Here is a 14,551-nt window from a genome sequence, read left to right on the forward strand (position 1 = left end):
ATGTATTCCCCCTTCATCGCACTACTTCCAAAAACCCCCGTACCTCCAGTAACACAAGTTCCCAATCAAATTCCGTATTATTTATCGTTAATTTATCGATTTTCAAATGATCCATGATGTCTAATTCATATTCCTTTCGCACCTTCAGCACCTCACAAAGGCCATCCACACCGTGATATCCCTTTGCCTTACCGAATCCCTGCTCTGTGAAATACCACGTAATATGGCGCAGCCAATCATCCGATCGTTCCTGAGTGACTCTGCTGATGGTTGACCTTATATCGTCTTGATAAAAGTAAATGATTTTAGGATGTAAAGGTTGAATAATCGTTTCTATTCTCTTTATAAAATCAGTAATCACTTGTTGTGGCTGATTGAACCGCCCGAACATCATAGTCAGCGGATTCTGCAAAAAGCAGCATTCTAATATGACGGTTCCTTCCGCCTTTTGAGCATGGCTAACGAACTCTTCCCATCTTTCAATGACGAGCTCTTGATATCGATCCAACGATCCATTGTATACATCTAATCCGGCTAACTCATCGATGAGGCTTTTATATTGGTCGATAGGTATTTGTTGCTGTAATTTGCCGTAGTAGATTAACCGGTATTGCCTTACCGTCTGAGTGAATTGATTTATTATATCGCCCAATTCAGGGTACTTATTTTTCAACACTTCATACTCTTTAAAGTCCAAACAAGCCACGGACTCATAATCCGCCGGATGATTCAAATCCCCTTCAAGAAACATTTGGTTGCTTATACCCTGTGTATCCAGCAGCCCCTTAATATATCGAGCTGTAGAGGTTTTACCCGATCCGGGTATACCTTCCACTAGAATTAATTTGGTTTGTGTCAAGATGATGTCTCCCTTTTGCTGGTGTCTTTTGTAATTGGAGTCCTCGAATCTGTCATTTCCCGCTCCAATGTTACTCTTAATTCTCGAGCTTCCTCATCATCCTTGTTTAAAAACATATATTTATCCAAATACAATAATGCCTGGTTATAGTCTTTTGTCGATACATAGATCTGAGTAATATTCCAGTAAGCATCACTTTCATTCGGATCAAGCGCAATGACCTTCTGAAAATACCCGATTGCCTCAACATATTTACCTTGGCGAGAGACTACAATTCCTTGATTTAATAAGGTTTCCGGTTGATTCGCATCGATATCCAAGGATTTGTTATATGCTTCTTCCGCTTTGAATAGGTCGTCGCATTTTTCATAGTAAATCCCAAGATAGTAATAAACATCTTCATGTTCAGGATTTATTTGTAGTGCATCATCTAAGCACTTCTTTGCTTCAATTAGGTTTCCCTGCTTTATGAAAACTCTGCTCTTATTCATGTGAGGTCTTTCCCAATGTGGGGCTCTGCCTATCACTTCATCAAACCAACCTAATGCTTGCTCAAAGTTCCCCAATTGCAATTCACAGCAGCCCAGGTAGTTGATGCTTGAGTTCAATTCAAGCTGTTTATCGATACACTCTCTAAAAATGTCAGCTGCCTCTTGATATCTACCTTCAAAATATAATTGATCACCAATATCGTATAGGGACATTTAAAGATTGATCCCTCCAAATTTTATATCAAGTGCTGATTTAGCTCCTCGTATTCTCTTTTCAAAATACTCATATAAATGGTATCTGAGTAACGTCCATCCCTTCTTCAAGACAAATGCTTCCGATACCCCTCGACCTTCTCATCTTTAAATCCTAATTTCTCATAAAAGGCATGGGCTTCCTTTCTCTGTCCACCGGACACAAAAATAACATAATTACAGTCTCTCTCCAGTCCTATGGCCTCGATATTCATCATTAACTGCTTCCCGATGCCAAGCCTGCGAAAACGATCTGAAACCACAACGTTCTCAATCACCATGAAAGGTCTGCACTCTCCGACAAGATCCTGGCACACAATCCCCATAACGGACCCTGCCAGCTCCCCATCCTTAAACGCTCCCAGAATATGATAGTCCCCCTTGGCTTGGATGATATCAAATACTTTGACCATCTTTTCGTAATTGTTAGGCTGATGATCCATGAGCTCCTCGTACAGACGGCATAGGTCATTCAAGTCGGCTTTGGTTATTTCTCTTATAGTAATCATTGAACAGTTTCTCCTTGCTTTCAAAAGTAAAAGGCCACTACTTATTTATTGTCTGGTTTTATAATACGTCCTATTACAAATTGCTTGTTGGAATCATTTGCATCGAACATCGGTGTAGTTTGGCCAGGGTGAACTTCGATCACTCCATCCGGTTGCAGCACCTCATGATTAAAATCTAGATAGCCTCCGATGACCTTTCCTTCGGATTCTAAAATATAGGCAACAATCTGATTGTATAGATCCGTTTTTTCCTTAAGGATATAACCCGTCTCTACAACCTCCTTGTTAAAAAACGGTGCCAAATCAATGTTCCCTTCCGTTCGGATAGTATCGACATGATCCATATAACTCTGCAAAGTTTTTGCTTCATATTTTGTTTCCGATGCAAAGCGCTCCGCCTGCCAGCCAAATTTTTGCAAATAGTCTGTGTGCATTGGCTTATAAAACGGCATATATTCTTTCTTTTCTTCTTTGCACCCTGTTAGTACGAGGACAATCAGTATAACTAAAATAATCGTCTTCGATCGCAAGGAATGACCTGCCTCCTTACATTTGGTTTCCCACATATATATTGATGATACCGCATATATAACACAAAATTCACCTAAATTTTCCCATCATACTTCACCTGATCCAAAAACTCCTGTACCTCTTTCCTCGACTTTAATATGACGACTTGTTTTCGACCCTTTACCTGTTCGAGTGCTTCCATGACCTTGGATCGGCTTCTTTTCTTATAATTCCAGACCCAAATAAAAAAAGCCCAATCCAGTTTTTCGGGGCATTCCTCGTTTAGATCGGGTCGTGTTTTTCCATGATATTGGATTCGTCTTTTCATGATCCTATAAATGCATAAGAGTCTGGGCATATCTAAAAAGATGACGGCATCCGCTTCACTCAAACGAATACCTAAGGTTCTGGTGTAATTTCCATCGATAATCCATTGATTTTCGCTTACAGCATCCTTCACAAATTCATCCCATTCGTCATTTACGGTTGGAGTCCAATTCGGTTTCCAATAAAATCGGTCCAGATGAACAACAGGCAATGATAGAATCTCACCTAATTTTTGAGATAAGGTAGATTTACCGGAGCCGGCTGAGCCGATGATCGCGATTCGATTCGTCAAGGGAAATCCTCCTTTCTATTAAAGAACATCCTAGGATGTCAGCATCTTCATAGAGATTCCAACTCAGCTTTTATCCTTATAAACGCCCTATGTAACCTCCCTTTTGTTGCCATAAACAAATCATTGTTTTTATCGATGACTTCTTCCTTACCAAAGACACGATCCTCAATATAAGTAGTATACCGGATTTCAATTTGTACAGCTTCTGTATGTGAAAGCGATCCATAATGAGATACAATATAACCTCCTGTAAGTCCCTCGGCATCTACTTCAACCTTGAACCCTTCTTCTCGAAATGCTTTAACTAGAACATTTAGGAATTCCTCTGAACACGTCTGGCCTCCTCTGGTTCCAAGAACAATATCCGCTGAAGACTGGATGTAGAAGCTATGCAGGTCAAACAAATATACCTTTCGGTAATTTGATGCAATCTGCCCGATCTCTTCCGCAAGACAGTGATGATATGGCAGGTATATCGTTTCAATTCGATTTTTGATTGTTGCCTCATCTGGAGATGTATCATAAATTTGTTCTCCAAATGTAGTTTTATGATAAATTAACGAGTTTCTGTAGTTGTCTTTATTATCTCTGAATGACATATCCCGGTTTACGTCGATAACATACCGACTATAGTTCGCAGATATAACTGTGAAATCAATACTGTCTAAGAAATCGTATAATTCGCGAACATACCAATCATTGTTAGACAAAATAATCCCAGGAACTAATCTAGACTTCATTTCATCGGTTAATAATGAAGAGCCGTGTGGAATACTTGCAATAAACGGGGATTTTGATGTACTTCTGTGGATATGGAAGGGGTCTATTTTCTTTCACCTCCAATTATTAAAGTTGAATTCGATAATTCTCCAAAAGTAACTCTTTATAGATTTAGTTCTTCAATGGTCTCTTCTAAAAATTCAATTTCTTCTTCTAATCCTTCAATAATTGTATTTATTTTATTTCTATACTTTTGTTTAAGTTCAGGAGTTATTTGGTCTTTAACTTGCTCTAACAATAAAAAAGAATTCCTGCTCACTTCGAAATTCCCAGAAATAACAAACTCCAAAAGAATGTCGATATGCTTTGAATAATTCAAGGGCTCCAGCGCATATAGGAGTGATCCTCTGTACCCTAATGTTTTGGGATCTTGGAGTAATTCGATAATTGGCTCTACTGCTTCTTGGCACCCCATATCGGATAATGCAATCGCAGTTTGGTTTCTTATGAGGTGGTTTTCTGTCGTGGTCAGAAGTTCTAATAGAAGAGGGGCAGCTGCTATATCTTTAATTTTCCCTATTTCTTCGATGAAATGAAGTGCTTCATCTATTTTATTACTTAGAATGAGTTGATTTATTCTGTTTAAATTCAATTCCAATCAATCCTTTAATGTATGGGTAGCGAAATGATTGCAGCTAATACTCCTGCATCTATAATACGACCCGACTTGTGGATCGTTCTAATCCAAGGTCGGGTCGTGTGTAGTCTAAATATGCATTTAATATAAGTTCTCTGATTCTCTCTGAGTGTTTATAGTTTTATAACGGTTTACTTCTGATTACTATGTTATAATTTTTTGAGTACAATATACGGCTAAAAGGGCGGTAGGCTAGTCTCCCGGAAGGGAGGTGATGCCCATGGAGGTCAAAGACGCACTTTCCTTAATGTTCATGTTTGGCATGTTCATTTTGGCGCTTCTCACCTACATGAAAAAGAAATAGACCGCCCTGCCTAAGGAAACGGTCTATTTCGACCACCACTTAGCGGCCGACTGCTCTTTATGCAGTTATTGTGCACTGGAGTCGTGTTCCCGCACGACTCCTTACTTATTCTTACCTTAGTATAGCTCATTATATAACGCTTTTACAGAGGTATTTCTTTGCTATACCGCATATAACAACTTATTTCTTCTTCACCTGCGCTAATAACTCCCCCGCAAAATGGTAAAACGCCTTCGCATCCTCCTCGTTGGCAAAACCGGCCTGCGCCATTTTGTCGCTGCCTCCGCCTTTACCGCGAAAATCGGCCAGATGCTGCTTGAATAGGGCGCCGCAGGCGAGTTCACTTTCCCCTCCCCGGGCGAGAAGCACCTTATGGTCCGCACCTGATACGAAAAGCACGATCACATCCGCTTGCTCGGTAAGCTTGGCCGCCAGGTTCTGCATATCTTTCAGCGGCTTGTCCGCAAAAGCATGCTTGATCAGGCTGCCCTGACGGTCAGCTAGCAGCTTCTCAGCCAGGTAAGCATCATTCTCAGCTTTTACCGCGGTTAATTCAGCCTGGAGCAGCTTCTGCTCCTGATCCCATTTTGCAATCCGGTCCATAATTTCTTCCTTGGCAGTATTGAACCGGGCCGACAAGCTGCCGAGAATCTCCATGCCGGCATTAAATTCTCTAAGCGCCCGATAGCCGCATTTAAAATAAACACGCGTATGCCCCTTCTGCTTCTCCGCTCGCAGCAGTTTGATCATCCCGATTTCTCCCGTTGCGGAGACATGCGTACCGCCGCAGGCGTTATACTCGATTCCTTCAATCTCAACGATCCGGATATTATCGGTCACCTTCGGCTGCTTTACTAGAGGCAGGGCCGCTGCCTGCTCCTGATTCACAAAATAACTCGTTACTTTTCGATTCAAGTAAATCTGATCATTCACTTCCAGCTCCAGCATCATCAGCTCATGTGGAGGCAGATCCGACCGGGCGATATCAATGGTGGCGTAATCCTCACCTAAGTGGAAGCTGAGCGTCTCCGCTTTACACACCTCCAGACACATCGCCGACAGCAAGTGCTGGCCGCTGTGATGCTGCATATGGTCGAACCTTCTGTCCCAATCCAATCGGCAGCGGACGTCTTCTTTTTCAGGAAAACGCTCGACTTTATGCAGGATTTCTCCTTCCTCAAAAACGACATCCAGCACCGGGATCGTATCGATCCATCCGAGATCACAGGGCTGCCCACCGCCGTGAGGATAAAAGGCCGTCTCTTCCAGGACCACATAGGTTTTTCCGTCTTCCCGCTCCACTTTGCGGGTGATACGCGTCTCCCATTCCCGGGTATATGCAGATTCGTAATATAGCTTTTTCGTCATGTTCTTGTCCTCACTGTCCTGTCATGGTTAAATTCACTTTAAATCCAGCTTACTATAAAACGGTCCCCCTGCGCCAAATCCTTCTGAAAAAGAAAAAACCGTCTGCAATCATCCCAACAGAACGGTCTCCATGATATGTTAGAACATTTTTGCACGATCGGTTATGTCGCAACCCCATGCTGTATGCCTCCACTGCTTTCCAAAAAATCAGACCGCTCCACACCATACAAATCATAGCGCTGCTGCGAGCGATTAATCGATTGATAGACCTGCTCATACCGCTCATTAGCTAATTTGACGTATGGCAGCTTTTCAACTGCTCTCTTCGACCGGATGTTTTGGGTGCGGATCTTCAAAAAGATCGTTTCAATATCCTGTCCAAGAAACAATTCAGCTAAAAACGCCTCCTTTGCCCGTTGGTTATACCCTTTTCCAAAATAAGGGGCCCCAATCCAAGTCGCCAGGAAGCCAGTTCGATGATGGATTTGATATAGATCAATGGTGCCGATGGGGTGACCGATCTCGTCAAGAATCGTTCTGGAGATGCACGTCCCCTGCTCTTCCTCAACGATCAACTGCTTGGTGATGAATAAGTATTCCTCATACGATTGGCATGGATAACGGACATAGGGAAAAACGGCTGGATCCGTCATCAGGTTGTACAGTGCATGGCATTCGTGCAAATCACGTTGTTTTAACATGTCATCGCCACCCTAGTCCTTGTGATTAGCTATACTCAGATTTAAGTATATAAAAGGACTTGGAGGATTGGATGAATGCTGCATTTTCCAGATGTAAAATCCGTCTTAAAAACTGAATTTGGCTATGCCCTTTCTGCTGGGTTTTACCGATCGTTCAATCCCTTGCCATCGAGGATTTGCTGTGTACATTTTTCGACCCGGGACTCTCGGGTTTTGGATTGCTTGGGCGCCGAAAAATAATACACGTACGCTCTTTGCCGCCCCGGCGTCAATGCCTCAAAAGCAGCTTTCAAGGCAGGGTTTTCATCTAGTTTATGTTGAAACTCTTCGGGAATATCGAGGTGTGTCTCGTTCATGATATCCTCTTTCACACCGGATTGTTCGACTTCAATGGCTTCCGCAATATAAGCCCTCAAGACGGGTTCCAGGTCGACGATTTCTTGGGTATCGTTAAACCGGATCTGACGCCCTACTTTCGTATTCTCACCGGTTTTAACCAGAATGCCATGGGGATCTTGTAACATGTAACCTTTGAAAAACAGAAGTGCCAAGTAGGCTTTAAATCCTTGGATGATCACGATGTTTCGCCCCTGTGACGTGTAACAAGGTTTGCCCCACTTTAATTCTTCGGTAAGCCCACAATCAAGCAAGATCTCTCTCAATTTCTCCGTTTCTTCAAGCCACATCGTGGCTCTGCCTACAAATGCATCTACTTTGGGATTCATTTTATTTTCCATGGTTATGCTCGTTCCTTTTCTCGCAGCGGTTTTGGTATATATCCATATTTGTTTACAGAAAGCTGGTGTCTGATACGGGGTTTTATCCTCTGAAAATAAACAAAAAATCCGCAATCTTCATTGCAGACGCAGTAGTTCGAGTTTGTCTAGATCTATATTGAATTTGCCATTTATTAAGATATCCAATCCTAGTAATCCGTTAATCGTATGATATCTGAATGAATTAAAGTCCAATTGGATATTCCTTAAGGTGTATTCTCCTACCTGGAATGCTTCAATTTCCTTGGTGAATGCATGTTCTTTTCCGCCGATTCCATAACTGGTTATGATATCATCTTCTAGGGTGACCCGAATACCGATATCATCTACTTCATCCTGTGAAATCAAGGTGTGGCTTGCTCCTGTGTCTATAATTATATTATTTATAGTTTTCTTTTGCCCATTGAAATGCACAGTCACCTCTGTAAATAATAACCCATCTCTATATTCAATTTTCATTTAAGGTATCTCCTCAGGCCAACGTTCTTCCGAATTTTCACAATAACTTGATCCTTTGATGTGTGATAAACCAAGGTTTTACCTTTACTATTTAATAATTCCTCTGTCGCTTCTTCATCTCTAATAGGCCCAATTACAGCCACATCATCAATAATTTCTTGGCAATCTTTCTCTTCGGAATGAAGAATTTCAAACTTTACAAATTGGTTTGGGAAGATTTGCTGCACTTCTTGCCACTTCACGTTAGATCCCTCCAAACGTTTTAAATATATTGTATCATCTATTAATAAGCCTTAAACAGAATTGTTATCAGGTGCTGAGATTTTTTCAAAAATTGTCCCCTCATCGTTTCGGTTAGCATACCAATCCTTTTCGGTTATCAGTAACCCAGTGACATTCGTTTGATCTGTAATAAATCTTACAGTTACGCAGATATCATCCAGATAAAATTGATCAGTGTCTTTCGGCTTCAACCTTTTATCCCCAAAAATCCACAATCCATCATGGATGAATTCTACTGAAATCTGGAGATCCATTTCCTGATGATGATATAAACCTGAGTATTTTCTGAGCAATGAAGTTTCAAGAACGTGATCGGGCGCATATTTCATATCGAAATTTTCAAGCGCTTGTTTTTGATACGTCTCGTAATCTGAGGAGGAGTTCTCGATGATCTCAACCGGGATGTTCAATTCCCGAACAATCTCATTGGCAATTTCGGCATATTCCAAAAAGAACGAGATGTGCGACTCAGGCCCTTGCTCTTGTCGGTTTCTAAAGTAGGGCTCGTCTTTATATTCCTCATGTTTTCGCAGCAAATACTCTCTACCGCCGCGCTGCTCGATCATTTTGTTAATGGCTGCCAATGCATCCTTCTGGTAAAAGTAGATCAGATTACAATATTCCTTACTCAACCGATCACTCACTTTATGTACCAATGACTTAATAAGCTCTCTTTCCGCTTCTTTATGGAGCAGGTGAACCATCGGGCTCTGCAAAAATGCGGATTCCATCACAACCACTTCTTCTTTAGGAAAATGATCCAGAAACTTAGACCATCGATCATAATAAGCTTCAAGGAACAATGTGTTATCTTCGTGACCGGTAAACTCGATAATCGGGTGATCATAAGTGGTTTCAAGATATAATCCGCAAGGGATCCCATTCCGTTCAAATTGATTGGCCAAAAATCGGGCAAATGTGGATTTGCCTGAGCCAGGAATACCTTCAATGAGTATAAGATTCTTCTTCATGGAATCATCCTATTAAGCGAACACGCCAAATCAGTAATACAGTCAAAAGGATAAGACATGTTGTTCATCCTCTCTACGAGTTCAGTTTTTTTGACTTTTCTTCTGCCAAAACACCTTTGAGTAAGCAACAACCCTCAGTCAGGCTGCAGCGCGAATACCATGTTATCTGATGTATGACCTTTTCTGAACTGCTCACGAAAATACCAATCATGTATCTTTTCTTTATCTGTCTTTTGATCCATGTCCTTGTTCAATTCAATCAATATATCGTGTGCCCATTTGTCATTTTCATAAAAACAACGGTGTTCATAGCAGTTTGCGTCGTCTATAAAACGATGTATGCTTTTCGGAATGATATCCGCGATCCCGTTATTTTCCGGGTGCATAATCCACTCCAAGCTCTTCCAGTCCAGGATTCCTTCTGGTGTCTTTATGGGAGTCTCATAGATGAAATCGGACGGTAACTCAGCGAAATAAGCATACATCCCGCCGGTTAACTTACCATCTGCAATCCAAGTTACAATACCCTTAAAATCAATGGAATCCAGGGAAATTCCTGTCTCTTCCTCGACCTCTCTCAGCGCAGACTCTCTTGGCGATTCGTTCTCTTCAATTTTTCCGCCCACGCCATTCCACCTTCCCATCCAACTCGGCTTTTCCCGGTTAAGGAGCAGGATCTGATCGTTTTGTTTAAGGAAGCAAATGTTGTATTTAAACATGGATAACCGCCTTTCAGATAACGTATAAAGAGGTTTCACAAACCAAGGATTAATCACGCAATTGAAACCACCTTATGTGACGAAGTTGCCACTTCCTTTTATCTTTCAATCCAACTTTCTGTTCCTAAAATGAATCCAACACTTTGATACTTTTTTCATTATGTTATTATATAAGTAATAAAGACCAAGTGCAGCAACACTTGGTCAGTACAATTAGCTTGGATGGTTTATTCCCTTCTGAGTCGAATATGAACAAAACCCACCTTCGGCCTCAACCTTTGGGTGGTTTTTTACTTTCTCTTGTTGTTATTATTGATGGATGTCTTCTGCTAACCTACTTGATAATCCTTCTTAAGCAATGCAAATATGGCAGTATCAACAAACCGGTTCCTCCAATAAAAATGTTCCTTCAATATCCCTTCTTCGCTAAACCCGGCTTTCTCAAGCACCTTCCTTGAATTCACATTCCCCGGTTCAACGAATGCTTCGATCCGGTTTAATCCAAATTCGCGAAACCCGAATTCAATCACCTTCTGAATGGCCTCGGTCATAAAGCCCTTTCCCCAGTAATCTGGAGTCAGTTCATATCCAATTTCGGCTTTAAAATGATGTTTCATCCAACCATGATATCCACATGTGCCAATGACACGGTCTTCAGATTTTAAAGTAATCCCCCAGCGAATGCCTAGATTTTTCTCAAATCTTTGCTGCCACCTATCAATTAATTCCTCGGCTTGTTGTACATTCGTAAAGCTCTCCACATCATAAAATTGTGTTACTTCATCCAAGGAGAAATAATGAAACAGGTCGCCTGAATCCTCTGGTGTAATCTGTCTGAGGACTAATCTTTCCGTTTCTAATATGGGAAATGGGGTCATACTTTCTTCTCCTTTCATGCTGAGTAATGTAGCCTATCCCCCGAACGCAATTCTATACCCATCAATGTCTTGAATCGTAAATTCACTAAAAAAATCATTCAAATCCGGACCTTGCACAATAGGGATTTCTTTATCCTTGATCTCTTCTAGCAATTGTCGAACATCTGTATAACAAAAAGCATCAAAATAGAGTCCGCCCTTAACTGAAGAAGAGGGGCTTACATCTTCCGGATATCAGCTGCTTGATGAAGAATAAAGGTTACTTGATCTCTTGTCATATGTACGTGTTGGACAACCGGACCGCCAACTAGCTCATAACTGAAACCCAGCTTCTTATAAAAATCGATCGATTTTTCAATATCCCTCACAAGTAAGACCATAGATGGTCCGGAAAATGCAGTCTGATTCATCTTCGAATACCTCCACTTATAAATTGGGATTGTTAATCTCGAATAATCCTCTGCCAATCAAGTTGGCTGTAACAGGCTTCTTTCCGATCTCTCTTGCCCATACAGACAACTGACCGATGTGGTGGATTTCGTGGGCGATCAAGTGCCGCATGACTTCGCCGTATGTATGGGCTTCTCGCTCCCCTTCATCCGTAATATCGATCATAATACGGTCTTCCAGGCTGTCGTTCCAATCATAGACAAATGGAGCAAGCTCCTCGTGGCAGCGTGCAGAAAAATCTTTGATCTGCTGCACACTGGCCACTTTCTCAAACGGAGGGATTTCAACTGCTTTTTCCTGGATTCCGCCGCATATCCAGCCATACTCGACCGCCACAATGTGATACAGAGTAGGAAGGAAGTAGCCTATGCCGCCGGTGCGTTTTTTCAGCAACTCTTCTTCACTCACCGTATCGCACCAGTCTAACCAATCTTTGCGAACCTGCCAGTTATATTCGAATAATTTCAGCATGCTGTGGCCTCCTTATTTGGTTGGTATCTCCACATGTTATCAAATCCAACTCTATTTATTAAGATTATTCTGAACATCTTTCAGTACTTCGTAAAACCATTGATATGCCTGCCGTGTATGCTTACCAATATCTTCTATAGAAGTCACTTTATATAAATCTTCTAATCGTCCAACAATTTCTCTAGGCAGATGTTTAGATATACAGACAATGTAATAATCATGGTTAATTGGCTTGTATTTTATTCTTAATACTTCTACTAAAGGCGAGATGATAAATTTATGATAATATCCTATAGCTTCGATAAATTTCTTTCTCTCTATATATTTTTCTACTCTTGCTTTCTGCTTGATTGTGTTTTCAAGATGATGCAATCGATTCCGCAAAGTTTGTTGTAATTCCGACTCGTTATGTTCTCTGATTTGAATGACTTGCCTTTTGTCAAATAAAACAATAGGAACCTCACTATCATTGAGCCTGTCAAATTCGATATGGGGCCTATGACTATAAACATTCACATCAATAAATAAGTAGGATGGTGTGTTTTCTAAGTGAAAAACTTTGTATCTCATATTTGGATGTTGGCGTGGTTCTTCGTAGGATAAATCAAGTGCTGCAATCTCTTCCAATAAGCTTTCGCTTATTGAAAGTGCCTTTGTTTCAAATCCACTATTAACATGTATGACTACATCAATGTCAGATAAATGATCAGATGTGCTTGTTCCATCTGCCCCCTCCAACCATAATGCATTAATTTCAGGATAATTGATCATTCCCTCGCTTAAGTGTGAAATAATACGAGATCGTATCCCCATTTTTAGCTTCCTCGCTTTTTTGGGCGCTAGTCTCCCTTTTTTTGAATCCTTTGTTTTATTCGAATTGATTTATTTAAATGCAAAAAGATATGTCTTGTTGCCGGCATCAATATTAATCCTGCAATCGTCTTTTTCCCCCAATATTCAAGCAACCAGGAAGCTTCTTTCTTGACAGCTTTTTGCTCTTCAAGTACTTTAATTCTCTCGGCTTCCACCTTTTGATTAAAAGCGTTGGGCAATAGACGAGATACAACTTCACGAGTTTTTCGCCCTACTTCAATTCGATAGGTCATTAGTGCTTGAATATCAATATTTTCACTAAGATCGGCAATTTCAGCTTCTGTCATTTCGTTTCCAAAATGGGCATAATTCACATTAAGCTTCTTGTTCCATTGACCTGAATGCAGCACTTGTTCATCGTTATTTACAACAATGAACCGTCCTTTGCTTAATTGATTTTGGGGTTGTGTTTTACAATGAATATAGTAAGGCTCTCATCCATCTTTTAGTTACGATACCTCAATAATTCCTTCAGCAGTGTATGGAGAGTCCATTTTCATCAAACAACCCCCTAAATTAAAGCTTGTAAATTCATTACTCCTATATTCACCGATGTTTCAATATATCCTTCGATCTGAATAAAGCTAAAGACATTTAAAGGTTCATCGATTCTGTGTTTGTCATAATCCATGTCCCCCAGAACATGCGGAACAATGTCAATGGCTTCTTTGGCCTTAACTTCCTCCAGGTCAATGACCTTAGCTGATCCACTGATCGCTTGCCTCATTTCTTCTGTACAACTATAATGTTCTAACAATTTCCCATTCAGTAATCTAAAATCATTGTGATACAGCGGATATAACCCTGCGTCCGCCTCCATACGATTTCTCAGCCAGGGCATATAAAAACCCTTCAACCACTGATCATCAGCAATTAGATGGGTGAAATATCCAAGCACATATGGGTTATCCGAATATGGTTTATACTTATTGAGGAATCCATGATAGTCTATGTAACGCGTATAATTCTGATGTTCACCCCTAAAGAAATGGGACTCATCCTTTGCTTGAACAGCATCAGGAGCAACGCTTCCAAGTAAGAACGAAGCGCGATCTTGAATATTTAATTTTGCAGCAATTCTATGGCCGATAATCAGGTGCATGATTCTGGATCCCATAATGAATATCACCTCAATTGATTGTATTTCACAATGCGCCCGCTCCTAACTCTATCTGGCTCGTTTATGATTTTACAGTAAATGTAAACTGATAAACACTGGATATCTCTCCACCAAGTTTTTTATAAAATTCAACCGCGTGTTGATCAATAGCATCTGCTTGAACAAAAATTTCATGGATTTGCTTTGATTTGCAATACTCGACTAATTCCTTGACCAGACGGCTTCCTATTCCCTTACGTTGGTTATTTTCTCCTACCGCTATGTCATATAAATACAAACTGGAACCCATTCGATCATACATGGGCAGCTCATATCCGGTTAATCCGCCAATAACCTCGTTACCTTTTATTCCAACGATACAAATAAATAAAGGATTTGATAAAAGCTCCGCAATATTAACATGATTGACGAAGTCCGTATTAGGGGATTCAAACTCCTCATTGAACAGCAATACTAAATCAAAAAAAATCGATTCATCACCTACTTGTAGCTTCCTATATGTAACATTTTTATCCATGTTAA

22 protein-coding genes are annotated in these 14,551 nt (G+C 40.7%); 1 reads left to right on the forward strand and 21 read right to left on the reverse strand.

Annotated elements, in window-relative coordinates; all coding sequences use genetic code 11:
* Window positions 1-13: 13 nt before the first annotated feature.
* The 7 genes from K2F33_RS01230 to K2F33_RS01260 all read right to left on the reverse strand — a co-directional run bounded on the left by K2F33_RS01230 (window position 14) and on the right by K2F33_RS01260 (window position 4,612).
* Window positions 14-859 (reverse strand): P-loop NTPase family protein, encoded by an 846-nt coding sequence (locus K2F33_RS01230; RefSeq protein WP_263880803.1) that lies wholly within the window; start codon window positions 857-859, stop codon window positions 14-16.
* Window positions 856-1,563, reverse strand: a complete 708-nt coding sequence (locus K2F33_RS01235; RefSeq protein WP_263880804.1) for a tetratricopeptide repeat protein — start codon at window positions 1,561-1,563, stop codon at window positions 856-858. Before K2F33_RS01235 ends, K2F33_RS01230 begins: the two co-directional genes overlap by 4 nt.
* Before the next feature lie 107 nt (window positions 1,564-1,670).
* A complete protein-coding gene (locus K2F33_RS01240) occupies window positions 1,671-2,111 on the reverse strand; it encodes a GNAT family N-acetyltransferase (protein WP_263880805.1) in 441 nt (146 codons plus the stop codon).
* Window positions 2,112-2,152: 41 nt separating this feature from the next.
* The gene (locus K2F33_RS01245; protein ID WP_263880806.1) at window positions 2,153-2,641 is read right to left on the reverse strand and encodes a DUF4830 domain-containing protein; all 489 of its coding nucleotides are present in this window, start codon (window positions 2,639-2,641) and stop codon (window positions 2,153-2,155) included.
* A gap of 74 nt (window positions 2,642-2,715) precedes the next feature.
* Window positions 2,716-3,240, reverse strand: coding sequence for a DNA topology modulation protein (locus K2F33_RS01250; RefSeq protein WP_263880807.1), 525 nt, complete (start codon window positions 3,238-3,240; stop codon window positions 2,716-2,718).
* A 47-nt stretch (window positions 3,241-3,287) separates the two neighbouring features.
* Entirely contained in the window at window positions 3,288-4,067 is a 780-nt protein-coding gene (locus tag K2F33_RS01255; protein ID WP_318672618.1) for an N-formylglutamate amidohydrolase, read from the reverse strand.
* 56 nt (window positions 4,068-4,123) lie between these two features.
* Entirely contained in the window at window positions 4,124-4,612 is a 489-nt protein-coding gene (locus K2F33_RS01260) for a HEAT repeat domain-containing protein (protein WP_263880808.1), read from the reverse strand.
* A gap of 265 nt (window positions 4,613-4,877) precedes the next feature.
* Here K2F33_RS01260 and K2F33_RS33615 point away from each other — a divergent pair, with 265 nt between their 5' ends.
* Complete coding sequence (locus tag K2F33_RS33615) at window positions 4,878-4,961, forward strand: putative holin-like toxin (protein WP_220687457.1); 84 nt, start codon at window positions 4,878-4,880, stop codon at window positions 4,959-4,961.
* Between the two features lie 180 nt (window positions 4,962-5,141).
* Here the strand turns inward: K2F33_RS33615 and K2F33_RS01270 are convergent, their stop codons facing one another.
* From K2F33_RS01270 to K2F33_RS01335, 14 genes are all read right to left on the reverse strand, one after another.
* Entirely contained in the window at window positions 5,142-6,329 is a 1,188-nt protein-coding gene (locus K2F33_RS01270) for an alanyl-tRNA editing protein (protein WP_263880809.1), read from the reverse strand.
* Between the two features lie 161 nt (window positions 6,330-6,490).
* A complete protein-coding gene (locus tag K2F33_RS01275) occupies window positions 6,491-7,030 on the reverse strand; it encodes a GNAT family N-acetyltransferase (protein ID WP_263880810.1) in 540 nt (179 codons plus the stop codon).
* Between the two features lie 143 nt (window positions 7,031-7,173).
* On the reverse strand, window positions 7,174-7,767 hold the full coding sequence (locus tag K2F33_RS01280; RefSeq protein WP_089545596.1) for a YdeI/OmpD-associated family protein: 594 nt from the start codon (window positions 7,765-7,767) through the stop codon (window positions 7,174-7,176).
* Window positions 7,768-7,884: 117 nt separating this feature from the next.
* Window positions 7,885-8,265 (reverse strand): retropepsin-like aspartic protease, encoded by a 381-nt coding sequence (locus K2F33_RS01285; RefSeq protein ID WP_263880811.1) that lies wholly within the window; start codon window positions 8,263-8,265, stop codon window positions 7,885-7,887.
* The gene (locus K2F33_RS01290; RefSeq protein WP_076173370.1) at window positions 8,262-8,507 is read right to left on the reverse strand and encodes a hypothetical protein; all 246 of its coding nucleotides are present in this window, start codon (window positions 8,505-8,507) and stop codon (window positions 8,262-8,264) included. The genes K2F33_RS01285 and K2F33_RS01290 overlap by 4 nt, the downstream gene beginning before the upstream one ends.
* 51 nt (window positions 8,508-8,558) lie before the next feature.
* Window positions 8,559-9,518 (reverse strand): P-loop NTPase family protein, encoded by a 960-nt coding sequence (locus tag K2F33_RS01295; protein WP_263880812.1) that lies wholly within the window; start codon window positions 9,516-9,518, stop codon window positions 8,559-8,561.
* 134 nt (window positions 9,519-9,652) lie between these two features.
* Entirely contained in the window at window positions 9,653-10,294 is a 642-nt protein-coding gene (locus K2F33_RS01300; RefSeq protein ID WP_263880813.1) for an NUDIX hydrolase, read from the reverse strand.
* Window positions 10,295-10,566: 272 nt separating this feature from the next.
* Window positions 10,567-11,115 carry a GNAT family N-acetyltransferase gene (locus K2F33_RS01305; protein WP_263880814.1) on the reverse strand — a complete coding sequence of 183 codons (549 nt, stop codon included), beginning with the start codon at window positions 11,113-11,115 and terminating at the stop codon, window positions 10,567-10,569.
* A 218-nt stretch (window positions 11,116-11,333) separates the two neighbouring features.
* Window positions 11,334-11,525 (reverse strand): hypothetical protein, encoded by a 192-nt coding sequence (locus K2F33_RS01310; RefSeq protein ID WP_263880815.1) that lies wholly within the window; start codon window positions 11,523-11,525, stop codon window positions 11,334-11,336.
* Window positions 11,526-11,541: 16 nt separating this feature from the next.
* On the reverse strand, window positions 11,542-12,036 hold the full coding sequence (locus K2F33_RS01315) for a DinB family protein (RefSeq protein ID WP_212982580.1): 495 nt from the start codon (window positions 12,034-12,036) through the stop codon (window positions 11,542-11,544).
* Window positions 12,037-12,087: 51 nt separating this feature from the next.
* Window positions 12,088-12,849, reverse strand: a complete 762-nt coding sequence (locus tag K2F33_RS01320; RefSeq protein ID WP_263880816.1) for a hypothetical protein — start codon at window positions 12,847-12,849, stop codon at window positions 12,088-12,090.
* Window positions 12,850-12,875: 26 nt separating this feature from the next.
* A complete protein-coding gene (locus tag K2F33_RS01325; protein ID WP_263880817.1) occupies window positions 12,876-13,223 on the reverse strand; it encodes a hypothetical protein in 348 nt (115 codons plus the stop codon).
* Window positions 13,224-13,420: 197 nt separating this feature from the next.
* The gene (locus K2F33_RS01330; protein ID WP_263880818.1) at window positions 13,421-14,026 is read right to left on the reverse strand and encodes a zinc dependent phospholipase C family protein; all 606 of its coding nucleotides are present in this window, start codon (window positions 14,024-14,026) and stop codon (window positions 13,421-13,423) included.
* A 64-nt stretch (window positions 14,027-14,090) separates the two neighbouring features.
* Window positions 14,091-14,546: a GNAT family N-acetyltransferase gene (locus K2F33_RS01335; RefSeq protein WP_263880819.1), complete on the reverse strand. Its 456-nt coding sequence runs from the start codon at window positions 14,544-14,546 to the stop codon at window positions 14,091-14,093.
* Window positions 14,547-14,551 lie beyond the last annotated feature (5 nt).

The sequence above is a fragment of the Paenibacillus sp. PSB04 genome, from assembly GCF_025809195.1.
GTDB lineage: Bacteria > Bacillota > Bacilli > Paenibacillales > Paenibacillaceae > Paenibacillus_AQ > Paenibacillus_AQ favisporus.